At 72.7% G+C, this 23,818-nt stretch carries 16 protein-coding genes; 4 read left to right on the top strand and 12 right to left on the bottom strand.

Annotation, left to right across the window (positions count from 1 at the left end; genetic code table 11):
* Nucleotides 1–200 precede the first annotated feature (200 nt).
* The 10 genes from AB0K37_RS15085 to AB0K37_RS15040 form a co-directional block, all read right to left on the bottom strand.
* Nucleotides 201–1,562: a M20/M25/M40 family metallo-hydrolase gene (locus tag AB0K37_RS15085; RefSeq protein WP_363980367.1), complete on the bottom strand. Its 1,362-nt coding sequence runs from the start codon at nt 1,560–1,562 to the stop codon at nt 201–203.
* Between the two features lie 320 nt (nt 1,563–1,882).
* A complete protein-coding gene (locus tag AB0K37_RS15080) occupies nt 1,883–2,545 on the bottom strand; it encodes a hypothetical protein (RefSeq protein ID WP_363980364.1) in 663 nt (220 codons plus the stop codon).
* An 11-nt stretch (nt 2,546–2,556) separates the two neighbouring features.
* Entirely contained in the window at nt 2,557–3,246 is a 690-nt protein-coding gene (locus AB0K37_RS15075; protein ID WP_363980361.1) for a hypothetical protein, read from the bottom strand.
* A gap of 139 nt (nt 3,247–3,385) precedes the next feature.
* Nucleotides 3,386–7,093 (bottom strand): serine/threonine-protein kinase, encoded by a 3,708-nt coding sequence (locus AB0K37_RS15070; protein ID WP_363980358.1) that lies wholly within the window; start codon nt 7,091–7,093, stop codon nt 3,386–3,388.
* A gap of 73 nt (nt 7,094–7,166) precedes the next feature.
* A complete protein-coding gene (locus tag AB0K37_RS15065; protein ID WP_363980355.1) occupies nt 7,167–8,744 on the bottom strand; it encodes an ATP/GTP-binding protein in 1,578 nt (525 codons plus the stop codon).
* A complete protein-coding gene (locus AB0K37_RS15060) occupies nt 8,741–10,222 on the bottom strand; it encodes an SCO6880 family protein (protein ID WP_363980352.1) in 1,482 nt (493 codons plus the stop codon). Before AB0K37_RS15060 ends, AB0K37_RS15065 begins: the two co-directional genes overlap by 4 nt.
* Nucleotides 10,223–10,246: 24 nt before the next feature.
* Nucleotides 10,247–11,671 (bottom strand): hypothetical protein, encoded by a 1,425-nt coding sequence (locus AB0K37_RS15055; RefSeq protein WP_363980349.1) that lies wholly within the window; start codon nt 11,669–11,671, stop codon nt 10,247–10,249.
* A 70-nt stretch (nt 11,672–11,741) separates the two neighbouring features.
* A complete protein-coding gene (locus AB0K37_RS15050) occupies nt 11,742–12,830 on the bottom strand; it encodes a hypothetical protein (protein ID WP_363980347.1) in 1,089 nt (362 codons plus the stop codon).
* Nucleotides 12,830–13,138, bottom strand: coding sequence for a hypothetical protein (locus tag AB0K37_RS15045; RefSeq protein ID WP_345179637.1), 309 nt, complete (start codon nt 13,136–13,138; stop codon nt 12,830–12,832). The genes AB0K37_RS15050 and AB0K37_RS15045 overlap by 1 nt, the downstream gene beginning before the upstream one ends.
* A gap of 255 nt (nt 13,139–13,393) precedes the next feature.
* Nucleotides 13,394–13,957 carry a DUF6668 family protein gene (locus tag AB0K37_RS15040; RefSeq protein WP_363980370.1) on the bottom strand — a complete coding sequence of 188 codons (564 nt, stop codon included), beginning with the start codon at nt 13,955–13,957 and terminating at the stop codon, nt 13,394–13,396.
* Between the two features lie 409 nt (nt 13,958–14,366).
* Between AB0K37_RS15040 and AB0K37_RS15035 the strand changes: the two genes are divergently transcribed.
* The 4 genes from AB0K37_RS15035 (at nt 14,367) to AB0K37_RS15020 (ending at nt 20,494) form a co-directional block, all read left to right on the top strand.
* On the top strand, nt 14,367–15,530 hold the full coding sequence (locus AB0K37_RS15035; protein ID WP_363980344.1) for an NlpC/P60 family protein: 1,164 nt from the start codon (nt 14,367–14,369) through the stop codon (nt 15,528–15,530).
* Complete coding sequence (locus AB0K37_RS15030) at nt 15,527–16,135, top strand: hypothetical protein (protein ID WP_363980341.1); 609 nt, start codon at nt 15,527–15,529, stop codon at nt 16,133–16,135. The genes AB0K37_RS15035 and AB0K37_RS15030 overlap by 4 nt, the downstream gene beginning before the upstream one ends.
* A 27-nt stretch (nt 16,136–16,162) precedes the next feature.
* Nucleotides 16,163–17,980, top strand: a complete 1,818-nt coding sequence (locus tag AB0K37_RS15025) for a TraM recognition domain-containing protein (protein WP_363980338.1) — start codon at nt 16,163–16,165, stop codon at nt 17,978–17,980.
* Nucleotides 17,981–18,127: 147 nt separating this feature from the next.
* Nucleotides 18,128–20,494, top strand: coding sequence for a protein kinase (locus tag AB0K37_RS15020; protein WP_363980335.1), 2,367 nt, complete (start codon nt 18,128–18,130; stop codon nt 20,492–20,494).
* Here the strand turns inward: AB0K37_RS15020 and AB0K37_RS15015 are convergent.
* Nucleotides 20,470–22,692 (bottom strand): transglutaminaseTgpA domain-containing protein, encoded by a 2,223-nt coding sequence (locus AB0K37_RS15015; RefSeq protein ID WP_363980332.1) that lies wholly within the window; start codon nt 22,690–22,692, stop codon nt 20,470–20,472. The two genes, AB0K37_RS15020 and AB0K37_RS15015, sit on opposite strands and share 25 nt — an antisense overlap.
* Nucleotides 22,680–23,816 (bottom strand): DUF58 domain-containing protein, encoded by a 1,137-nt coding sequence (locus tag AB0K37_RS15010; protein ID WP_363980329.1) that lies wholly within the window; start codon nt 23,814–23,816, stop codon nt 22,680–22,682. The genes AB0K37_RS15015 and AB0K37_RS15010 overlap by 13 nt, the downstream gene beginning before the upstream one ends.
* Nucleotides 23,817–23,818: the final 2 nt, after the last annotated feature.

Raw genomic sequence — 23,818 nt, 5'->3', positions numbered from 1 at the left:
GCGAGGGCGGGGCCGCCGGGGCGCCGGCCCACGCGGGATCGCCCGCAGGGTGACCCGGAAGCGCCCTTCGCGGCCGCGGCCTCCGCCCCCTCGTCCGACCAGCGCAACGACCACCACGGAGTGATCCCTGACGGCACGGGTATGGACGACCCGGCCCGCGGAGCCGGCGGAACCGCGGACCGGGAGGTGACCGGGGGCGGCTACTTGCGGCGGGCCACGTCGTAGAGGGCGCAGCCGATCAGTTCGAGGGACACTTGCAGCCGCTCCAGGCTGACGTTCTGGGCGATCGTGTCCTCGGGGGTGTGGTAGAGGGGCTCCAGCTGGCTGGGCGCCTCACCGCCGCGCCAGCTGAAGTTGCCCGCCGGGATACCGCGCTCGTAGAAGGCCTCGTGGTCGCTGGAGCCCCGGGCGGTGGGGCCCTTGGTCTGGTCGGAGTAGCCGAGGCGGGCCGCGGCGGCGTTCACCGCGGCCGTGGTGGTGTTGTCCGCGCCGTCCACGGACAGCAGCCAGTACGTGCCCGCGGGGGGATGGCTGGTGGCCACCATGTCGTTCTGGAAGCAGCCGGTGATCTGCCCGACGCCCTCCGCGTCGAGTTGCTTCACGTAGTGCCGCGCTCCGACCAGGCCGGACTCCTCCGAGCCCCACAGGCAGACGCGGATCGCCTGCTGGGTCGGCAGCCGCTTCAGCACGCGGGCCAGTTCCAGGCACAGCGCGGTTCCGCTGCCGTCGTCGTTGGCGCCGGGCGAGCCCGGGACGCTGTCGTAGTGGGCGCTGACGATGACGGCCTTGCCGGTGGGATTGGGCAGCGTCGCCTTCCGCTCGGCCAGGACGTTGTACGAGGTCAGCCCCGAGTGGTGGGTGATCCCGAAAGACAGCCGCCGGGCGCCCGCGCGGATCCGCTCGCCGTGGTACTCGGCCAGGCCCAGCACCGGGATCGCGACCGTCTCCTTCAGGGTCGGGACGAAGCTGCCGGCCTTGCGCTCGGGGTAGGTGACCGAGCGCGCGTTGACGATGAGCGCCGCGGCGGCGCCCGCGCCCGCGGCGGCCTTGGCCTGCTCGGTCTCCATGCCGGGTATCCGGTCGAACAGCACGAGGCCGCCGCGCACGTCACCGGTGACCTCGGTGACCCGGCCCACGTCCACCACCGTGCCGTCCATGGAGGCGACGGCGCCCTGCGGGGAGGCACTGCACTGCCAGACCCGCTCGCCCTGGGACCGGATCTCCGCCAGGTACTTGTCGGCGACCGGGAAGGGCTGGAGTTCGACCGTGTAGCCGAGATCGCGCAGGCATCCGGCGATGTAGCGGGCGGCCCGGTGCTCCGACGGCGTGCCGGCGATGCGCCAGCCGATCTCGTCGCTGAGCACTCTCAGGTGCCGCAGCGCCCGGCGGGCGTCGACGCGGGCGACCACCGCCTTGTCGCCGGCGGTGAGGGAGGGCGGCCGGAGGGCACCGGGGCGCTGCCGGGTCGCGGCGGCGGCGGTGCCGGGGAGCAGACCGACGGTCGCGAACCCGGTGAGGGCGGCGACCCCGGCCAGCAGATCGCGGCGTTTGACCTCGGACATGGCGTCTCCTCGGGAGATCGGCGGCCGGCGTCGCCGGCCCGGATCCCGAGTCGGCGGCGGACGGCGGGACAACGGACTTCCCCCGGTTGAAGTGAACATACAAAAAGGCCATAAAACCGACAAGACTCTTACCGTCCGCAGACCGGATCGTGATCAGGTTCGAGAGCCGTCCCAGGCCAATGGACCTCCGGTTTCCGCTGGGCAACCCGGCTTGCCCGGTAGGCCAATAAGGGAAGCCGGCTGGATTGAATGGAGTTACGGCATTACAGCGGAAAACGGCTGAGTCTTGGGGTAGTTCCGGTTTCGGATGTCCGCGGGGTTCAGGGCCTGGGCGCCAGGCCCGAGTAGACCGACGCGACGTACTCCGGGGCCTTGGCCCCGCGGCGGGGCCGGAAGTCGAACGCGGACCCGTCGGTGAAGTCGATCCGGATGAACCATTCCGGCTGCGGGGTGCGGCCGAGCGGCACCGCCCGCAGTCCGCGGACGGCCGCGAACGGGATCTCCCAGCAGGTCGTCAGGGGCACGGCGGAATCGCCCGAGTCATCGCCCCGGGCACCGCGGACGCGACCTCGCAGCCCGCCAGGCCGCCCGGAGGGACGCGCGAACCGCGACTCCACGGACACCGCGAGCCGCCGGTCCGTGAGCAGCAGCCACGCCTCGTCGGCGTAGCCGGTCATGTGGCCGGCGACGGCGGCCGCCGCCGCGTCCGGTCCGGGCGCGTGCGCCCACCCCCAGATCACCGGATCGTCGGGCCATTCGTCGTACCAGAACCGGCCCGTCCGGACCGGATCGGTCGGCAGGGGCCAGGACGGGTCCGGGACGGACGAGCCGTCCGGGACGGCGGACGGGGCCGGGGCCGTGCTCAGCCCCCGCACCGTCGCGCCGATGTGGCCGGCCGCGTGGTCGCCCATGACCAGCCTCTCGCCGGGCGCGCACCAGTGCGCGCGGGCGATCTCATACAGTTTCTGCTCGTTGCGCGGCATGTGGTCGCCCGTCAGGAACGTTGCGTGGCGAGGTGGAGGAGCCGGCCCGCCGCCTCGTCGTCCGGTGCGGTGACGTCGAAGCCGGAACCGTCATGGAGCCCGATCCGCAGGACCGGGACCTTGCGGGGACGGAACCCGGACGGCAGCTTGCGCCGGTCCAGGCCGAGGTGCGCGATGTGCGCCGACGGGATCTCGGCGAGGCCCGCGACGCGTGACAGCGGCACCGGTTCGCCCGGTGGATAGGGATGGTCGCGAGCGAGCGAGCGCCCGAGCTCCGCCGCCCCGGCGGCGATCCTCCGGGCCCGTGACAGCACCCCCGCCTGCGGCTCGCGCCGCACCCCGGACTCGGCGGCCTCGCCCGGCATCATCGCGACGATGCCGATCCGGAACGGGGTGAGGACGAAGCAGCGGGGCTCCGCGGAGTCGGGAAGCGCCACCCGCGCGGCCATGCCGCCGCCCGGCCCGAAGACCACCATCGCCGGCGGAGTGAGGCTGTCTTCGCGGAACGCCGAGTCCACACCGGCTCCGACGGCGTTCAGCACGGCGCGTCCGGCGCCGCCCGGGACGCCCCGCCAGTCGTGGCCGTCCACGTCGAAGCGCAGGGCGGCGCCATGGCAGTACAGGCACAGCAGGACGGGCTCGTCCGGCCGGCACCAGTGCCGCCGCACCGCCAGCGTCCCGCTGAGCTCGCGTCCGCTCATCCCCGGCGCCCTCCCCGACCGTGATGGCGAGATCCTATTAGAATCACCGCAATTCAGCCCTCACCAGACCTTCGGGGAATCCGGGTACGGGCGCTCCGGCGCGGCCGCCGCTGGCTGCTGTCGCGGGAGCCGGTCGTCGTCACGTCGTCCGATCCCGATCCCATGCGAATCTCGGCTTGGGCGGGCCGTTCCAGCGTTCGGCCATGCGGTCGAGTTCCGCTCTCACCCCGGACCGGCCGAGCCGGCCGAATCCGGCGTACTGGAGCTCGCGGCAGAGGGCGTCGAAGTCGTCCTCTGTCCACTCGGGAGCGGCCCGCCCTTCCAGACCGCGGAGGGTGAGGAAATTGGTCAGGAACGGCCGTGCCCTGTCGTCCCAGTCCGACGGGTCCCGCACGCGCAGTTCCCAGTCGAGCTCCCACACGCGCACTGTGCCGTCGAGGCCCGCGGCGAGGACGTGCCGGCCCGCGTCGGTGACGCGCACAAGGGCCACCTCGCTCCCGCCATCGGCCAGGACGTGGTGCGGTTCGCCGCTGCTCCGCCGGCGCAGATCCCACATGGTCACCGCTCCGTTCGCGGAGCCGGTCAGCCCCCAGCGCCCGTTGACCATGGCGCAGGCGGCCGTAACCCCGGTCCCGTACGCCCCGACGATCGAGACGTTGCCGAGGCGGCGCAGGAAGAGCATGGAGTCCTCGGACCGGACGTCACCGGAGAACCCGGCGGAGACGCCCAGGACATGGCGGCCGTCCCGGGTCATGCCGACGCCCGCGGCGCCGTCCGGCCAGATCCTCGCGGTGGCCTCGGCGTCGCCGAACAGATCCCATACCTCGTTCCGGCCACCGATGATCAGATGGCGGCCGTCGGGAGTGACGGTCAGCGCCGTGACGCCGCGGGCCGGGGGGATGCCGGGGCCGCCCTCCCGACCGCCGTGCAGAATCGCCGTGCGGCCGGATTCGATGTTCCACAGCCGTATCTCTTCGCCGTCCCCTCCCGCGGCTCCCGCCGTGATGACATGGCGGCCGTCCGGGCTCGCGCACACGGCGACGAGCCGCCCGCGCCCGGACGCGCCCGTCCGCAGGGTGCGCACCAGCCGCCCGGCGGCCAGATCCCACACGTTCAGCTCTTCGCCTGACGACGAGGTGACGCAGCGATGCCCGTCCGGGGTGAGGCAGGCGCGCACGCCCGGGCTCTCCTCGACCAGTCGGTGCACGAGGCGCCTCGTGGCGACGTCCCATACCCGCACGGCGCCGTCCGCGCCCGCCGACACGGCCCGTTCACCGTCGGGCGTGACCTCAAGGCACGTCACCGGCCCGGCGTGGACGGCCAGCGTCCCCAGCTGCCATGACGCCCGGACCCCGGCACGGGTGGACACCAGCGCGAGCCGGTGCCACGCGTCGAGGGCGGGCGCGCTTCCGCCGAGATCGGGCTCGCTCCGGAGCCGTTCGAGCATCGCCGCGGCCTCGGTGTACCGCCGCGCGTCGATCTGCCGCTCCGCCTCCGCCACCTGCGCCCTGACGCGGGAGTCGAGCCCGCTCAGCTCGCCGTGGGAACGGGGGCGGCAGATCTGCAGCGGGGCCGGGCGCCGCCGCCCCAGATCCACGACCCGTGGCCGACCGTGACCGGGCCCGATCACGACGCGGCGGCCGTCCGGGGCCGCGCAGACGCTTCGCGGATCGGGCGGGGCGCTCATCGTCCTGATGCAGCGCCAGGTCTCCAGCTCCCAGAGCCGCAGCACGCCGTCGATCATCACCAGGTGGCGTCCGTCCGGAGTGACGCACATCCTCTTCAGCTCATGGGACGAGGGATCGGCGAACGTGCGCGCGACCCGGCCGGTGGCCATGTCCAGCGTGACGACGACGCCCCGGGGGAAGGCCGCGACGGCGTGCCGGCCGTCGGGGGTGACGTGCACCAGCGACGCGTCGTGCAGGAGGCGGCCGCCCGTCTTCTCCGGGATCTTCGTCGTCCAGACCGTCTGCCCCGTGACCAGATCCCACAGGCACAGTCGGGGACCGCGGTGTGCGGACAAGGCATGGCGCCCGTCAGGGCTGACGCAGACCGCTTTCATGACGCTGTGACCGTTCTCGTCCCGCAGCCCCGGCATCGTGCGCACTCGCCGGAGCGTGGCCACCTCCCAGAGATGGATGGAGTCGCGCCGACCCGCCGTCAGGGCGAAGGCCCCATCGGGCGTCAGGCAGATCGCGTCCGTCCCCGATTTCCTCCCCCGCCACGGACCTGTGCGTTCGCCGGTGACCAGGTCCCACGCCTGCAAGCTGTTCTTCCCGGCCAGCGCGTGCCGCCCGTCGCGCGTCACGCAGAGCTGGGAGATCACCCAGTTGTCGGTCGGGATGATCCGCACACGGCGGCCCGTGTCCAGCTCCCAGACGAGCAGACGCCCGCTCGAACCCGCGCCCACGACGTGCCGGCCGTCAGGTGTGGGGCACAGGGCGAAGACGGTCTCGTTCCCAGGCGTGTCGAACTCGACGTCCTCCTCGACCTCCGCCCGGAACTCGGTGTCCTCCTCGTCCTCCGTCTCGACGTCGGCGCCGCGCTCTTCGCGGACCTCGGTGTCACCGCGCTCGCAGTCGACCAGGCGGAGGAGCCGTCCCACCCGCTCGGGGTCGTCGCGGCGGACCGACTCCAGCTCCGCCGTCAGATCGGCGTCGGTGACGCCGGCGGCGCGCCAGCGCAGCAGGCCGGAGTTGTAGATCACTTCCGGATGGCGCGGGTCGGCGGCGCGTGCCTCCCGGAAGGCGGCCGCCGCCTCTTCCGGCCGCCCGAGGTCGAGCAGCGACAGCGCCCGGTTGTTGAGCTCGTTGGCGCGCAGTTCCGCCGTCCTGGGCAGGGCCCGCGGGTAGGGCGTCTCGAACTCCGCCTCGTAGAGGGAGACCAGTTCCGCGGCGACCGAGGCCATGGCTCGCGGGCGGTGCTCCGGCTCGTCGCGCAGGCACCGGGCCAGCAGGTCGGCGAGCCCGGCGGGCATGGCGCCCATGGGCGCGTCGGGATTCTGACCGTCCAGGTAGCGGGCGAGGCCCGTCCCCGCGGCCGGGCCCAGGCGCCAGCGGACCCGGCCGGTGAACATCTCCAGCACGCTGACGGCGAAGCTGTACACGTCCGCGCGCCGCCCGAGGGGGCGCCGGGCCGCCTGCTCGGGCGAGGCGTAGGCAGGGCTCAACCCCCCGGTGGTGACCAGAAGCGTGCCGTCGCCTGGCTCCGCCGACGACCGTCCAGCCATCAGCTCTCCGGCACGCGCCAGCCCGAAATCGCTCACCTTGGCGTTCCCGGCCGAGTCGAGCAGGACGTTGGCGGGCTTGACGTCCTGGTGCACCACGCCGAGGCGGTGCGCGTGCGCCAGGCCCCAGGCGGTCTGGATCGCCACGTCCAGGATCCGCTCCAGCGCCGCCCGCGGGCCGCCCTCGTACAGGCGTCCGCCGCGGATCCACTGCCGCAGGCTTCCCCCGTCGACGAACTCGGCGAAGACCCGTGGAACCGCGCCCAGCGTCTGCACGTAATGGCAGGTGCAGATGTTGGGGTGCAGCCCCAGCGCCACCCACGTCTCGGCCTCCTGGACGAACAGCCGCACAAGGCCCTCGCTCGCCAGCATGTCAGGGCGCGGGCACTTGACGGCCAGGTCGATGTCCCAGCCAAGGTGGCGGACGCGGTAGACCAGCCCCATGCCGCCGTCGCCGTACAGCTCGCGGACCTCGTAAAGGTCCAGGATGCGGTCGCCGACCGCCCACTCCTCCGTGACGCCGTCCGCCGCCGCGGCCGCGGACGTGGCAGGGTCCACGAGCGTCGGCGCGGGCGGCGGCCGGTAGACGCTCGCGCCCCGCGACCATGCCCGTCTCGCCACGGCTTCCCTCACCTCGGCCGCGAATCATCACGCCGGTACAAGGATGATCCACGGCCGGCCGGACGAACAGCCCTCAGAGGGCTTGGGCGGGAGGCCTCGTGGTCGAGTTGGTCCAGCGCTTGTTGGTGTCGTTGACATCGCGCTCGACCGACGTGAGCTCCACCTTGAACGGGATGCCCGGGCGGCCGCCGACCTTGACCAGGAACCTCCCGCGTCCCGGGGGCTCGCTGTCCCGCTTGAGCTCGGGGTTCCAGGACGGCGGCGTCGACCAGTCGATGATCATGCGCTCCTCGATGGAGGACATCCGGACCACCTCGTTCACCATCGGCATCTCCGCCTGGGGCAGCCCACCGCAGATCACCATGCCCGCGCGCTCGGCGAAGCCCTTGGCCTTGAGCCGGTCGGCGCGGTCGCTCAGCGACAGCAGGTCGGCCATGGTGTGCGTGATCATCACCTGCCCCGTGCCGCGCTGCCGGTTGAGGCGGGTGAGGGCGTCGACCCGGTCCACCAGGCCGCGCCCCGACCGCAGCACCCGCCACAACTCGTCCAGGACGACGAAGAAGTGCCGCTGCGGTTCGAGCCCCTCGTCGGCCAGCGCGTGCGCGGCCTCGATCGAGCCGAACCCGTCCGACCAGCACGCCAGCAGGACGGCGGCCTGCAGCTCGGCGTCGGCGTCGTCGATCCCGCTGATGTCGATGCAGACGCCGCCAGGATTGTCGAGCTCGATCGCGGTGGTGGTCTGGTGCGCGAACGTCTCGCCCATCGGACCGTCCAGGACGCCGAGCAGCGAGGCGTGCAGCGGGTCGACGGCCGCGCGGTACCGCGCCTCGTCCCCGCGCGCGAGGGTCACCGCGCGCAGCCGTTCCGGCCCGTCGTCGATCACCTTGATGAGGTCCGGCAGGACGGGCACGCCGCGGTGGCGCTCGTCCAGCACCCGCAGGGCCGCGTTCAGAACGGTGCGCTCGGTGTCGGCGATCGGCCCGCCGCGCAGCAGCGTGACCAGCGCGCTGACCATGTTCAGCCGGCGGCCGTGCGCGTCGGCGATCAGCTTGGCCCGCGCGGCCTCGGGGAGCCTGGCCGCCGCGTGCGCCGTCGCCCCCGGGTCGAGCACGTTCAGCGAGCCGAGCCCGCGGCCGAGCTTGATGATCTGCCCGCCCATCGCCCGGACCAGGTCGACGTAGTCGGGCTTCAGGTCGCCGAGCACCATGGGGAACACCCCCTGCCCGACCAGCCCCACCACCATCCTGCGGATCAGCGTCGACTTGCCCAGCCCCGGCTTGCCCAGCACCAGGGCCGACGGGTTGTGGATCAGGTTCGCCCGCTGGAACCACGAGATCGGATCGCAGCACAGCGCCGCGCCGGTGGTCAGCTCGCGGCCGAGCGGCACGCCCACCATCGGCGTTCCCGACCCGGCCCCGAACGGCCACAGCCCGCACACCTGGACCGTGGTCCCGCGCCATTCCGACGGCATCTCCACGTAGGAGGCCCGGCCGCCGCCGCGGCGGGAGAAGCCCCTGAACCCGGGCTTGAGCTCGGGCTTGGCCTTCTTTTCCTTCTCCTTCTTCTTCTTGCTCTTCTTGCCCTTCTCGTCATCCTGTTCGGCGAGGAGCTCTCCGACCACTCCGGGAACCGGTTCGGCGGGACGCTTCACAGGGCCTCCCTCACCAGCGCCGGGACCTGAAGGTGGTCGGGAATGACGATGCCCAGCGGAAGGGCGGCCGCGAACGCCGACGCCTGCGACCCGTACATCTGCCGCAGCCGCAGCCGCGCGGGGCCCGTGAGGGTGTCGACGGCCGCCGCCGCGACCGGGAGCTCCTCGGCCGAGCGGACGGTCGCGGTGACGAGGACGGTGAACCGGATCACTCCCGCCCCCCTGGCCTCCTCCAGGGCCGACTGGTCGCTCTTGATGACGTCGATCTCGTTCCGGGCGGCGCTGGAGGCGCCGTCGAGGCGGAAGCGCGAGTCCCGGCGGTCCCGTTCCACGATCCGGGCCGCGGAGGCCGGATCGTGCGGACGGTAGAGGAAGGTGACGCGCTTGCGGGCGATGTCGTGGTGCGGGGCCACCAGCCCCGTCATCACGTTGGACAGCACCTCGCCTCGCGGCGCCTCCGACATGCCCCAGGTGATGGAGCAGCCGCTGTCGTGGACGTAGTGGTCCCACGACTCCTGCGCCGCGACCGGGCCGGCGTCCTCCCAGCGGATCTCCTGGTCCTCGGTGGCCTCCAGGACCTGCTGCGCGTCCGGGTCGTAGGCGATCCGGACCGCGCGGGCGAGTTCCTTCGCGGTCAGCGCGCGGGCGGATCCGGCGCCGGTCATCGCCAGCCCGGAGATCAGTCCGGGAATCCGCATCCCGATCTCCCGCACCATCGCGTCCTGGTCGCGCCGCTTGCCCCCGAGTTGCGGCAGGGCCGTGTAGGTGACCGCGATGCGGGTGGAGACCCGCGCGCTGCCCACCGGGTAGTTCCAGACGATCTCGTCCAGAGCCTGCCGGGCCAGCTCGGGCGCGTTCGGGTCGGTGTTGGCGTAGATCTCCTCCCGGAGGCGGGTCCCGGTGTCGGGAGCCGTCTCGATGGTCACGCTCGCGGCGGCCAGCCCCGGCTCGTAGCTCAGCGAGGCCAGCCACTGCCCCCAGTGGGAGACCCACGTGTCGATCTGGGTCTGGTCGACCAGCGCCGCCCCTTCGGCGTTGCACTCGAACACCACGGTGTAGTGCTTCGTGGACGGGACCATGACCAGGGCGAACGGGCGCCCGTAGGAGTCGCGGCCCTCGACCAGCCGGGACTGGGCGAGCAGCCCCGGAAGGCGGCACGTGCCGTGCGGGACGACGCTCAGCGGCCCCGAACGGTAGAGGTGCCACCCCTGGGAACGGCCCGACCACCAGGTCACCCGTGCCGTGAGCGACTGGAGGGCGGTCCGCCCATGCGCGTCCTGGATGATGAGCGGCAGCATGACCACACCCAGCGCGACGGCGCCGAACAGGGCCAGCATCAGCGACAGCGTCGCGACCAGGGTGATGACGATCAGCCCGATCATGAGGATCAGCGTGCCCGCCAGTCCCAGCCGCCCGATTCCAGGGGACACCGGCTTCCGCCAGTTCCCGTACGTGGGTTCACGGTAGTCGGACGTCACGCCGCCTCCACCTCATTCCTTCGGCTACGCACTGCCACTGGGACCGCCCCCGCCTCCGCTGCTACCGCTCGGACCACCGCCCCCGGAAGGGGGTGAATATCCAGTACCTCCGCTGGAGGAGGAACCGGGATCGGGGGGCCGATAGCTGGGCGGCTGGCTGCCATTGCCTCCGATGGAGGAGAAGTCAGGAGCGGGAACGTCATACGGGGGGACGCTGGAAGAAGGGTCGGCCCCCGAGGGGCCCTGCGGACCCCCGCCGCTGCCCGGGCCGCTGCCCGAGCCACTGCCCGGCCCGCCGCTCGGACCACCACTCGGTCCGCCGGTCGGTCCACCGGTCGGTCCACCGCCCGGCCCACCGGTCGTCGGTCCACCGCCCGGCCCGCCGGTCGTCGGTCCACCGCCCGGTCCGTTGGGCGGCCTGGGGGTCGTTCCGCCGCCGCCCGAGCCACCGCCCGAACCGCCGCCTCTGTTACCCCAGCCCCAGCCCCAACCGCCGCCGGAGCGGGTGCGCGGCGCGGGAGCCGCCCCGCCGCCGCCACCGCCCCCGCCGCCACCGCTCGCCAGCAGGCCCGTGAAGAGACCCGTCGCCGACTTGCGCATGGTCACGGCGGTACCGCCGTAGGTGAAGTGGCCGACCTGGCGGATGCCGAAGAAGCCCAGGCCCTCCGTGGCCACGGGCATCACGGCGCGGATGGTGGCCGGCATCGCGAACACCGACCCGGCGGCGAGGGCCAGCCCGGCGAGGCGGTCGGCCTCGTACTTGGACGCCATCAGGGCCAGGGCGCTCGCGTCGATCGTCGCGATGACCGGCTGGACCACGGTGAAGGCGACCAGCAGGCCGAGGCATCGCTTGTAGGCGGCATCTCCATACGAGGTGAACCTGGCCGCCGCGACCGTCGGGAGAATTCCCACCAGGACGACGAGAGCGCCGTTGCGGAAGAGCATCAGAACGAACTGGATCGCCGACGAGAGCGCCGCGGCGAGGGCGAAGAAGGCAAGGATGAACGACGTGTCGTCCTGGTTTCCCCCGAGGAGATCGATCCCGTTCTTCCAGTTGTCGATCCAGGCGTCGCCCTTCGGGCCCATGCCCTCGACGATCCAGTGCGAGTACCTCTGCCCGGCGATGTTCAGCAGGTTGACCAGCGTGGCCAGCGTCAGGACGATGACGGCCAGTTCGAAGAACTGGGACATCGCCTGTCTGAACGGCTCGCCCTTGCGTTTGACCGCGATCCGGAACGCCGCGACGAGGAAGCCGACGAAGGCTCCTCCGGCGGTCATCCAGTTGCTGTACTCGCGGATCCCGTAGAGCACTCCGCCCTGTTCTCCGCTGATCTGCACGCTGTAGGCGTCGCTCATCCACCAGGTGAGGAACGTCTGGAAGCTCGACAGCGCCCAGTCCAGCAGCTTACTGACGAGCCATGCCCACGCCTGGTTGAGGAGATCGTCCATTACGAACCCCCCGAACGACGTGGAGCGGAGACTGCGAAATCGCTCGACCTAAACACGACGGGCCTTCTTCTCAGAAATCGTCGATGAGAAGGGTGACGAACGCGAGGGCCAGCCCCGAGCCCGCCATGACGCACGCGAGCAGCACCCACCTCAGGTCGGTGGCGTGCGCTCCGAACTCGCCCCTCTTGTGCTTGAGCCCCATATTGCCCCCGACCAGGATGAAGCCCAGGACGCATGCCGTCAGCGCGGTCCAGACCATCCAGCGGAGCAGGGGTTGGATCGGTTCGGTGACCGTTCCGACGCCCTTGGCGTGGCCGCGCGGCAGCGAAGCGTCGGGCCTGGCGTTGACGTCCGGCTTTCTGCCGGTGGGAGGCTTGAGTACGCTCGTCTTCTTCTCAGAATGGTCCTTCTCGCACTGCTTGGGGAACATTCCGCTGGTGTGCTGCCACTGGTTGCAGAACTCCTCCACTCCCCCCACGCAGTCGATCTTCTCGTCATCGGTCTTCAGGTCCCAGCAGGAGTCGTTCTTCTTGTCTTCCTTCGGCCACTGGGTGGTGTTGCTGGTGTTGCAGTACCCATCCGGGTCTGAATTGCTTCTGGCGATGCAGACCTTGAACTGGTAGTTCGTGGTGCGCTTGTAGTCGGGGATCTGGATCTCGTCGCAATGCCCCTTCGTGCCCTTGTGCACGAAGGCCACCTCTCGCCCGTCGAGGATGGCGTAGCCGCGCGCGACGTGACCGTCCGAGTTGGTGTCGCACACTCTGATCCGCCCCGACTCGGGGTCGAACTGGAGCTTGCCGCCGGGGTCGGTGTCGATCGACTCGATGTCTTCCGTCTTGTCCCAGTCGACGGGCGCCGCCAGCGCCGCGAGGCCGACGGTCTCCACCCGGCCCGGTCCCTGGACGGCCGGGAGGGCCTCGACCGCGAGCCGCGCCGGGCCCGCGGCGAGCGGGCCGGCCGGTTCAGAGCGTTCCAACGAGGCCGCCCCGCGCTGCCCGTCCAGGGCGATCTCGGGTGCGGGAGCGGGGAGAAGGCTGATCGTGAGCAGGGCGGCGCCCAGCGCCAGGAGCGCGGCGGACAGGACCGACACGCGCCGGCGCGCGGGCGCCCGGCCCCTGCGGCCCCTGCCGCGTGCGCCGAGGTGCCGGGGCGCCGGCATCAGGCCGCGAGGTTTCTGACGATCAATCCCGCGCTCACGATGAGCAGGCAGCCGAAACCCACGATGAACATGCTTCCGAGGTGACTGCCCCCCTCGCCCTTCTTGTGCTGGATCCCCATCCGGGCGCCGATGATGACGAAGCCCGCCACGCAGGCGAGCAGACCGCCCCAGGCCGCCCAGCCGAGCAGCTTCTCGATCTTGTTCGCGAACGGCGGCGCCTCGCCCTGCCCGGGGTTCGGGATGTCCCTGGCAAGGGCTGCCGCATGGTCGAGCAGGTGGGCCGTCCACGTGATCGTCGCGTCGAGCATGCGCGTCCTCCGAGATGATGCGATGAGGGTTCTGTCCGGCCGGAGTTGGCGGACGGCGACTTGGCCGGGGCTCACCGGCGCGCGTCGCGGCGCGTTCCGCCGTCCGCGCGATCGATGGGCCCCTTTCCGGAAGGGGTCGCCGCCTGTCAGCGCTGGACCGGCGGGGCACCTTCCGAGCACGGTTCTGTACTTGTACTGGACGGTCCGGGGGCCGCACTGATCGTCAAGCGCCGCAGGGCGGCGACTGTGTTGCGATCAGACGGGAGCCAGACCGCCCACGTCACGGACCAGACGCGCGTAGGCGGGGGGAAGCCTCACCTTGTCCGGAGGGTCGCCGAGGCGGAAGGCCTCGACCCACGGCAGGTCCCAGAGTCGCGGAACGCCGCCGGCGATCAAACGCACGAGGTCCGCCAGCGGTTTCGGACGCTTTCCGGGAGCGTCGGCCACCACGGCCAGACCGATCAACTGGACGCTCGGGAGGGTTCCCGCGGCCCACTGCGCCACGGCCGCCTGGGCGGCGCACAGCCCCGCGGCGTGGCTCCTGGCGACAAGCAGCACCTGGGACTGACCCGGGGGTGCTGGCGTCGGCCAGTAGCGTCCCGCGCTCACACTGTTGGGGATGAGCGCGGCGAGTGTGGAGGCGCCGGCTCCCCCATGACAGGAGGAGAGCCAGATCCCTGGAGCTCGTCCGTTGTAGGTGACCAGGCCGAGCGCGCTTCTCGGCACCGGTCCTTGTTCTGCTGGTATGACCGCTTGCGCAGCATACCCCTCATGCTGAGGCCGGATCTGCCGAACAGGATAAGCCGGCGCACCCGGCATGCCGTGCGGCGCCTCGGGGCCGATCCCCCCGCGCTGCGGGGCGTCGCTCTCTGTTGCCCGCACCACGGGTGCCCACCTCCGGGAATGTCACGAGCGGCTCTGCTCTGGCTTGCTGGCTCCGCACCAGCGGGGATCAACCTACTGGGACCGACCGTCCGCGAGCCGCCGCTCCCGTCAACCCGTCGGCCTGCGGTCTCCTGACGCCCGTTCCCGCGCGCGACCGCAGGACGCACCTTGCATCACCGCGCGTTGACCGCACTGTCTTGGTCGGCGGGTCCGTGCAGGCGGGCACGCCCGCAGAGGACGCCGACGGTGGCGGCTCGGCCCTCCGCCCCCCGGCGGGAGGGCCGGCGACGTCACCGCCGATCTGGGAGGGCCACATCATCAACCGTTCCGGGATTGATCCCCGATGGTGACCTTCAGCCTGGGCAAGTTGATCTTCAGGACGGGCTGCCTCGGGTCGATCGCCATCGCGTTGCTCCTGATCGCGGCGATGTTCGTGGCGGTCCAGAACGTCCTTACGCCGGGCTTCACCAATGTGTGCGGACCGGCGAATCCCGACGGCCCCGAACTGCTGAGCCCGGCGCCCAAGCCGAGCCGGACCGGCGGCCCGACCGTGGCTCCGGCGGCCTACGAACGCGCTCCGGGCAACGGGCCGTTCGGCTCCGCGGCCGTGCAGAACGTCGCCGCCGCGGCCAAGGCCCCCGCGGACAGCATCCCCGCCAACTACGTCAAGCTCTACAAGGCCGCGGGGCCGAAGTACAACATTCCCTGGTACGTGCTCGCCGGGATCGGAAAGGTGGAGACCGACCACGGTCGCTCCAAACTGCCGGGCGTTTCCTCAGGGGAGAACTATGCGGGCGCGGGCGGTCCGATGCAGTTCCTGCAGAGCACCTTCGACGCTTATTCGATCGACGGCAACAACGATGGGAGAAAGAGCCGCTACGACCCGGCGGATGCGATCTTCAGTGCCGCGAACTACCTGCACGCCAGCGGCGCGCCCGGCGACACCAGGAAGGCGATCTTCGCCTACAACCATTCCTGGGACTATGTGAACCTGGTGCTGTCGTGGGCCGAACGCTACGCAGGCGGTCAGTTCTCCCTTGGCGGCCCCAACAATGCCGGAATGTCATGCGCCTCGTTCGGCAGCGGTCCCGCGTCGGCGATCGGGCAGAGCATCATCTCCTATGCCAAGAAATGGCTGGGCACCACCTATGTGTGGGGCGGCGGCGATATCAACGGCCCCACCATGGGCGGTTTCGACTGCTCGGGCCTGACCCTGTACGCGGTCTACCATGCGACCGGCGGAAAGATCCAACTGGCGCACTACACCGGAGACCAGCTCAGGGACCGCCGCGGCACGAAGGTGAGCCGATCGAACCTCCAACCCGGCGATCTCGTCTTCTTCACGAAGCCCGGCGACGCCGATCCGCACCACGTCGGGATCTACGTCGGCGGAGACCAGATGCTCCATGCGCCGTACACGGGCACCGTCGTCAAGATCGGCCCTATGAACGAGAAGGAATTCAGCGGCGGCGTCCGGTTCAGCACGCCGAAGACGGTGAAGGCATGATGCGGAATCCTCGCCGTGAAATGCCGTCCGGGCGCTGCCGCCGGCCCGCCGTTCTGGCCGTGACCGCGCTGCTGCTCGCCTCGGGCTGCGGGCTGCCGCACCGGGGAGAGGCGGCCGGCTCCGCCACGTCCCCGCCGGCCGCGGTCCCTTCGACTCCTCCCGCACCGACCGGGACCCCCTACGGCGGCCTCCCCGACCCGGCGGACGTCGACCGGAGCGACCCGACCGCGGTGTCGCGGGCCGCCGTCCAGACGATGTGGACCGTCGACGCCGTGATCGACCGCGGCCAGGGCGACGCCTACCGGCGAGCCCTGCCCTACCTGACCGGGCAGTACGCCGAACGGTTGCAGACCCTGCCGCTCGGGGGCGTGCCGCCCGCCTGGCGCGACCACCACGCCTACGCCCGGGTCCGCCTGTCGCCCCAGACGCTCGAAGACGGGGCGCCGCCCGACAACGCCCGGACCGCCCACCGCCAATGGGAGGTCACGGTCACCCCCACCGGCCGGGACGGCTGGAAGGGAACGGCCACCCGGGCCATCGTTTTCGTCACCCTGACCAGCGACGCCGAGGACATCTGGCGGGTCTCGGCGGTCACCACGGCATGACCCACGCACCACGAACGAGGAGAACCCATGGCCGGTAGCGACGACGACGACGTTTACGTGGTCTTCATAGGTATTGGCTTTGTGAGCGCGCTGCTGGGCGGGGCGAGCAGTTTCCTGACGTGGTTGGCGGGCCAGCTGTCCGGGGTCCTCTCGGGCAGCGGATGGCCGGATTCCAGCCCGACGGACTGCCTGCGCATCACCTACAACCTCCTGCGCCATCCCAACGATCCGCGGGGTGCGTGGCCGCCCGCCGCCGCGGCCGCCCTTGGGTCGGCCCCCGTTTTCTTCACCCTGCTCATCGTGCTGCTCGCGGCGATGGCCCTGAGCGCCTACGTCCTCATCCGGCTCCTGCTGAACTGGCGGCGCCACCGGGAGTTCCGCCGCCTGCGGCTGGGATTCGCCTCCGGCTGGGAGGTCCGCAAGCTGCTGAGCGCCCGGACCGTCCAGAGCAAGGCCGCACAGGTCCGGCCGTCCACCCAGAAGGTCCCCGCGCGCTCCGTGAACCCCGAGGACGTCGGGTTCTACATCGGGAGGGACATCAGGTCCCGCCGGAAGCTGTACGCGTCCCTGGAGGACACCGCGATCATCCTCGCGGCGCCGCGGCAGGGCAAGGACGTGCACTTCGTCACGCCGTTCACCATCGACGCGCCCGGCCCCTGCATCGTCACGTCCAGCCGCCGGGAGACCTTCATCAACACGGCCATGGTGCGGTCGCAGTTCGGCGAGGTGTACGTCTTCGACCCGTACAACTGGACCGGCTGGCCCAACCGGATGCGCTGGTCGCCGCTGCAGGGCTGCGAGGACCCGAACGTCTGCGCGGTCCGGTCGGGGACGCTCGTCCAGTCGAGCGGTTTCGACCTCGGCCATGAAGGCGGCAAGCTGCTCAGCGGCATCGTCACCATCATCCGCTGCCTCCTGCACGCCGGCGCGATCGGCAGGCTCAACTTCCGCGAGGTGATGCGCTGGGTCTACGAGGCCAACGGGGAGGAGGCACTGGAGATCCTGCGCCAGGGCGAGCGCGAGGGGCGGGTCGCCGCCGGCTACCCCGGGCAGCTCGAGTTCAACATGCGGAACCAGGACCTGTGGGCCGGAGTGATCCAGGTCATGTCGTGCTTCTCGCAGCCCGAGGTCCTGGAGGACTGCACGCCGGACCCGGGCGAGGAGTTCGACTTCAGGAAGTTCCTCCAGGGCCGGAACACCCTGTACTTCGTCGCCAAGAAGCAGAGCGACTGGGGAGGCATCGCCCCGATCGTCACGACCATCATCGAGCAGTACTTCCGCACGGCGCGCGGCACCGCGATGAAGAATCCGACCGGTCGCCTCGACCCGCCGCTGACGTTCGAGCTGAACCAGGTGGCCGACATCTGCCCGCTCGGCGGCCTGGCCACCTACATGGGCGAGTCCGGCGGCTACTCGATCAGCGTGCACGTCTACCTGACGTCGCTGGCGGAGGCCCGCAAGGTGTGGGGCTCCGACGGGGCCGCGTCCCTGTGGGACAACGCCACGGTCAGGATCATCTCGGGTGGCTCCGGTACGGCCAAGGACCTCTCCGACCTCGCCGACCTCGTGGGCAAGCACAACGGAAAGCACATTCTCACCCCCGAGGAGCTGCGGACCATGCCCTTCGGCCGCGCCGCCGTCGTCGCCGGCACCGCCCGTCCCGTCGAGATGTGGCTCACCCCCTGGTGGAAGCGCAAGGACCGGGACGCCATCGCGCGGGGCAAGGCGGCGGCCGAAGCGATGATCCAGAAAATGAACGCCGGTCAGCCGGCCGCGACCGCCACGCTCCACGACGTGGCCGCGCCGGGCGACGAGGGAGGGGACGAGTCGGCCGTCGTCTGGTGAGATCGAGCGGCGGATCGGGAGCCCTGGGGGGTTGCGCAATGACCGCGCGCACGGACGTCTAGAAGGGATGGGCTATACATTCATCGACAGGTCAGCGAGGAGGGTCCCTGTGCCGACGTCCGACCTTCTCGACCGGGGCCTGAGGTAATGGTCACCGCACCGAACCTCATCGTGGCGGGGAACCCGGACCTCTCCCGGAGGCTGCGCGCCACCGGCCGCTTCGCCGCCGTGTTCGACGCCGCCTCCGCCAGCGGGCTGCGTGACCTGTCCAAGAGCGGCAGGGTCCGCGCCCCGGCGGCGTTCATGTTCGCGCCGGACTTCGAGGAGGACCTTCCGGAGGCCGGCGTCCCCTTCCTGGCCGACAGGCTCGCGGCGAGCGGCCACACCGTCATCGTCCACGGTTTCTACACCGAGCGCGGCGACGTCTTCTCCCCCGAAGTGATCGCGACGGCGAAGCCGCTGACCCTGGCGGAGCTCCTGGAGCTGCTCGGCGCCCCCCGGTCCGAGCCGGCGACGGGTCCCGCGGGGACGACGTTCACCTGGCCGTCCGACGGGCCCCCGCCCGAGCTGAGGGTCGCCGCCGCCCCCCGCGCCACCGACTCGTCGAGCCTGATCCCCGGGTACGGCGGGCTGTCGATCCTCCGTCGCGGCGCCGGCTCGGTGACCTACCGCGCCGTGCACGAGGCGTCCGGCGCCGCCGTCGCCGTCAGGGTGCGGCTCGACGGTTCCGAGACCCCGGCGGAGGAACTGGCCGCCCTCGAACGCGCCTCCCGCAGCGAGCACCTGGTGAGCGTGCTGGAGAGCGGCCGCGCCACCAGCGGGCAGCGGTACACGGTGGCCGTGTACTGCCCCGGCGGCGCCCTCCCGCCGGAGCCTCTGCCGGTCGCGGACGCGGTCGGGACCGCCGTCGCGACGGGCCGGGCCCTGCAGGCGCTGCACGACGAGGGACTCGTGCACGGCGACGTCCGTCCGAGCCGGATCATGCGGGGCGAGACGGGACCGCTGCTCACCGGTTCGGCGACCGCGCGGGGACTGGCGGCGCACACCGCGCCGGGCGTCCTGGCGCCGGTCGCCCGGGACCGCGTCGAGCCCGGGTTCGCCGCGCCGGAGGCGCTGCTGGGGCGTCCGCAGACCGTGCAGGCCGACGTGTTCGGGCTCGGCGCCACCCTGTGGGGCCTGCTGGCCGGGCGTGCCCCCTTCGCCCCCGGCGGTGGACGCGCCTCGAACGAGGCGGCCCCCCGGGTGCCGCGCGACGACGTGCCGGAGTGGCTCGGGAACGTCCTCGGAAAGGCGCTGGCGAGCGAGCCCGCCGACCGGTACCCGACGGCGCGGGCGTTCGTCGAGGCGCTGGAGGAAGGGCCCCGCGCGGTTCCTCCGCAAGACGTCCAGATGCAAAACGCGCCATGGTCGCCGTGGGACAAGGCGGCACCGGAGCCCGATCCGTCGCCGGCCGCCGTCCCGGAACCGCAGGCGCCTTTCGCGGACCAGCCGGTGCCCTTCGCGGAACCGCAGGCGCCTTTCGCGGACCAGCAGGTGCATTTCGCCGAACCGCAGGCGCCTTTCGCGGACCAGCAGGTGTCTTTCGCGGAACCGCAGGCGCCTATCGCGGACCAGCAGGTGCCCTTCGCGGAACCGCAGGCCCCCTTCGCGGACCAGCCGCTGCACTTCGCGGAACCGCACGCGCCATTGCCAGAGCCGCAGGAGTCTTCGCCGGACCGGCAAGCGCCTCTCTCGGAGTGGCAGGCGGCCTTCGAGGAGCAGCAGGCGCCGTCCGCGTACCAGCAGGTGCCGTTCGAGGAGCAGCAGGCGCCGCCCGCGCACCAGCAGGTGCCCTTCGCGGAACCGCAGGCACCGCCCGCGCACCAGTATGCGCAGCCCTCCTACCAGCACGTCCCCTTCGAGGAGCCGCAGGCACCGCTCACGGAGTTCGCGGACCAGCCGCTGCACTTCGCGGAACCTCAGGGGCCTTTCACGCAGCAGGTGGAGCCCGCGAAGTCGCGGCGCCCGAGGATCGTGCTGCTGGCCCTGGTGGGGCTCGTGCTCGCCGCGGTGGTGTTCAGCGCGATCGCCCTCCTGACGGGCTCAGGCTCGGCCGACAAACGCCGTGCGGACCCGTCTCCGGCGTCGCCGCCCGTGTCGCAGGCTCCCGTGTCGCAGGCTCCCGCCGCCCCGGCGCCCGGTTCGGGCTCGCCGACGCCCACGTCCACCCCGACGGCGGTGCGGCCGGAGAGCAAGTTCAGCCCGAGCCAGGTGCGGATCGTCGACAGCCGCGTCTCGATCGAGATCAGCTGGAAGGACGCCACCGGGGGCAAGGCCGCGTACTACGTGGTCGGCGGTCCGGCGGGGCGCACGCCGTCCACCATGGCCAACGTGCCGGCGGGCACGGCGAAGGCCGTGATCCTCGCCCTGAACCCGAGCGTGGAGTACTGCCTGACGGTCGTCGCCGTGCTGGACGTCGACCGGGTCGCCTACGCCAAGCCCGTCTGCACTCACCGCGGCAAGCGGGAGGGCTGAGCCGCCCACAGCGGCGCGCGCGGGTCCCACCACCAGAGCAGGCGGCGCGGCAGCGGCCGGGAGCGGCGCAGCGCGGCGGTCACGGAACGGACTTCCGAGACCGTGAACGCGGCGTCCTCCAGGGTGACCGAGCCCCCGTAGCGGACGGCGTTCACCAGGCGGCCCACCCTGCGCAGCCGGGCGGGGTCCGTGCGCGGCAGTTCCCGCGCGAGCCGCTCCGCCATCTCGACGGGGGTGGCGGACGCGGGAACGGGCAGCCCCGCGACGCGCGTCGCCACCAGCAACTCGGTCCAGGCCGCCCGGATCCGGTCGGGCGCGGTGCCCCGGCGCAGCCGCCGGGACCGGATCGCGCCCAGCAGCGGCGCTCCGAGCAGGAAGGCCAGCAGGACCAGCGCCGGGAGAACGAGCAGGCTCTCCGGGCCCGAGCCCGAACCCGAGCGCCCGCCGCCGCCCGCACCGCCCTGGTCGCCGAGGTCCTGGGCGTCGGGACCGTCGGCCTGCGCATCGCCTTCTTCGATCCGCTTCCCGGAACCGGTCTGGGGGGACGCCTGCGAACGCTCGCGCGGGTTCGGGTCGTAGGGCACCCAGCCCAGGTCCCGGAAGTAGATCTCGCCCCAGGCCACCGCGTCGCCGGTGCGGACCACCCGTTCGCGGTCGCCGCTGCCCGGCCCGAACCCGACCACCACCCGGCTCGGCAGACCGGCCGCCCTCGCCAGCACCGCGAACGCGCTGGCGAACTGCTCCGACGTCGCGCCTCCGCCCCTGCGGCCCGGGGCGACGAGCAGCTTCGCGAGTTCGGCGTAGCCGTGACCGCCGGGGGCGCCCGGCTTGAAGGTGTAGGAGGCGCGCAGGTACGCGGCGAGGCGGGACGCGCGCTGGTGCGCGGTGCCGTCGCCGGCGGCCCTGAGGGCGATGTCCTCGAGCTTCCGCGGCGCACCGGGCGGCAACCGGAGGTAGCGCTGGTACTGCTCGCCGGAGTCGATCACGGCTCCGGCCGCCTGCGAGCCGCTCCACTCCGGGACGTCGCCCGTCGCGGCGTACTTCCGCCCGGCGACCGGGCCCTTCGAGGACAGGAGCGTGCCGGACTCCTGGTCCTGCTCGACCGCGAGGCCGTCCACCCGGGTCGGGATGCCGGGAACCGGCACCCAGCCGCCGGGCAGCCTGCCGACCGAGACGCGCACGCTCGTCCGCACCGTCTTCGGAGGCATGTCGGCGGGAGGGAGCAGGGTCGCCCCGCTGGGCAGGTAGGTGCTGTCGGGCAGCCAGGTCGGGCCGGTGAACTCGGAGAGGACGGCCCACCGCAGTTGGGTCTTCGGCCCTGACACGTTCATCAACGGCACATCGGGCTCGGCCGACCACGCCGAAAGGTAGGACAGGGGGTTGCGTTCTTCGGCCGGCGCCGCGGGGGCCTCGGCGGCCCGGCGGGGATCGGCCGCCTTGACCGGCCAGTCGTCCAGCATGCCGGACCCGCCGACCACGGCGACCGCGCCGGGCAGGGCCACCGCGCAGGCCACCGCCGCGACCATCGCGCCGATCCGCGGGCGAGACCGGCGGCGGGCGGGCGCGGGCCCCGCGTCCGCCAGGTCCGGGACGCGCACGGTGAAACCGGCGCTCGCGGTGTCCGGACGGGTCCGCGGCGCGGCGGCCAGCAGCACGGCGGCGCCCGCGGCGACCAGGGCGGCCGACCAGTAGCCGGGCCCGGCCGCCTGCGGGTTGAGCGCCGTGGCCCCGCACAGGAGCAGCGCACCGGGCAGCAGCGCGGGCAGGACGCGCCCGTCGCGGCGCAGCACCGTCGCGATGGCCGCGGCCAGCCAGATCGCCGCCACCGGGAACGCCAGCAGGTCCACGGTCACCGGGGCCCGCGGCGAGGTCGTCAGGATGCGGGCGCCGGAGTGCAGCACCGCGTCCACGGCGCCCGGCACCGGTCCCTTGACCGGCCCGGGGGCCCAGGAGGCCAGGGCGACCAGCCAGACCGCCGCCACGGGCAGGCCCGCCAGGATCGCGGCGGGTCCGAGCCCGCGCAGCATCCGGTACGCGGCCGACGTCACCGCGACGGCGAGGGCCGCGGTCACCGCCAGCACGGTGAACGCGGGAAGGGGCCGGTCGTACCCGGCCGCCAGCAGCGGCGCCGACGCGGCGGAGGCCAGCGCGACGGCGGCGGACGACAGCGCGGTCCGGATCCGGTTCACTGCGCCCACCACCGGCTCTCGTTCCACCGCTCGGCGAAGCCGGCCGGATCGGCCGCGCGCAGGAGCCGCACCCCGGCGGGCGGCACGAGGCCCCCGCCGTCGCCGGGGCCGATCAGACCGACCAGGGAGACGGTGTGCCGCGCCGCGAGGAGCCGCATGGCCGCGGCGGCGTCCTCGTCCGCAGCCGTCGTGGACAGCAGCACGATCGCGCGTCCCGTCGGGGCCGAGCGCAGCCCCGCGCAGGCGCCCGGGAAGTCCGCGCCGGGCCGGGCCACCGCCTCGGCGAGCACGTCCAGGTGCGCGACGACCCCCGCGGCCGCGGCGGAACGCGCGCCGCCGGCCAGCCGCAACTCGACCGGGACGTCGGGGCCGGACCGCACGATCGACGCCGCCGCCTCCACGAGGGCGTCCAGTTCATCCGGACCGTACCGGTCGTCGACCAGCACGGTCATGCCCGTGCCGGCGGAGTCGGCGTGCTCGCGGACCATCAGGCGCCCGCGGCGCGCCGACGTCCGCCAGTGGATCTGCCGGACGTCGTCGCCGGGCGCGTGCTCGCGCAGCCCCGCGAAGGCCCCCTCGGAGGCCCGGACCGACGCCGACGAGGTGTCCCGGCCCCCGCCGCCCGCCGCCGGCACGGGGGCGAGGTGGTGGTGGCGCGGATGCACCAGCAGCCGCACCGGCACGTCGTCGGCCGCCCCGACGGCGCGTGCGAGCCCCAGCGGGTCGGTGCGGACCAGGCTGAGCGGTCCCGCCTCCACCACGCCGCGCCGCCGCGGGGTCAGCTCGTACCGGATCCTCGGGCGGGCGAGGCCCAAGGGCAGGACGACCGGGTCGCCGATCCCGGTGACGCGCTCGGCGACGGTGGCGCTCCCGGCGCCTTTTCCGGCCGTGACGTCCAGGACGACGGTCACGGGTTCTCCGGCGCGGACCCGCGACGCCGTGATCCGGCGGCCGACCCGGGCGGCCGGGACCCGGCCGGCGAGGACCATGGCCAGCGCGACCGCCGGGAAGGCGAGCGCCCCCAGCGCGCCGGGCGCCGGGTAGCCCAGGCCGAAGCCCCAGCCGCACAGGACGGTTCCGGCCGCGAGCAGCGCCCAGCCGCGGGCGGTGGGGCGGAGGGTGCCGCCGGCCACGG

The organism is Actinomadura sp. NPDC049753, from assembly GCF_040674655.1.
In the GTDB taxonomy this organism is placed as follows: Bacteria; Actinomycetota; Actinomycetes; order Streptosporangiales; family Streptosporangiaceae; genus Spirillospora; species Spirillospora verrucosospora.
This window is presented reverse-complemented; position numbering and strand designations above follow the sequence as displayed.

Bases quoted from the DNA above. Each gene is read 5' to 3' on its own strand.
- AB0K37_RS15085 (WP_363980367.1), bottom strand. From the start codon at position 1,562: ATGTCCGAGGTCAAACGCCGCGATCTGCTGGCCGGGGTCGCCGCCCTC.
- AB0K37_RS15080 (WP_363980364.1), bottom strand. From the start codon at position 2,545: ATGCCGCGCAACGAGCAGAAACTGTATGAGATCGCCCGCGCGCACTGG.
- AB0K37_RS15075 (WP_363980361.1), bottom strand. From the start codon at position 3,246: ATGAGCGGACGCGAGCTCAGCGGGACGCTGGCGGTGCGGCGGCACTGG.
- AB0K37_RS15055 (WP_363980349.1), bottom strand. From the start codon at position 11,671: ATGGACGATCTCCTCAACCAGGCGTGGGCATGGCTCGTCAGTAAGCTG.
- AB0K37_RS15050 (WP_363980347.1), bottom strand. From the start codon at position 12,830: ATGCCGGCGCCCCGGCACCTCGGCGCACGCGGCAGGGGCCGCAGGGGC.
- AB0K37_RS15045 (WP_345179637.1), bottom strand. From the start codon at position 13,138: ATGCTCGACGCGACGATCACGTGGACGGCCCACCTGCTCGACCATGCG.
- AB0K37_RS15040 (WP_363980370.1), bottom strand. From the start codon at position 13,957: ATGCCGGGTGCGCCGGCTTATCCTGTTCGGCAGATCCGGCCTCAGCAT.
- AB0K37_RS15035 (WP_363980344.1), top strand. From the start codon at position 14,367: ATGGTGACCTTCAGCCTGGGCAAGTTGATCTTCAGGACGGGCTGCCTC.
- AB0K37_RS15030 (WP_363980341.1), top strand. From the start codon at position 15,527: ATGATGCGGAATCCTCGCCGTGAAATGCCGTCCGGGCGCTGCCGCCGG.
- AB0K37_RS15025 (WP_363980338.1), top strand. From the start codon at position 16,163: ATGGCCGGTAGCGACGACGACGACGTTTACGTGGTCTTCATAGGTATT.
- AB0K37_RS15020 (WP_363980335.1), top strand. From the start codon at position 18,128: ATGGTCACCGCACCGAACCTCATCGTGGCGGGGAACCCGGACCTCTCC.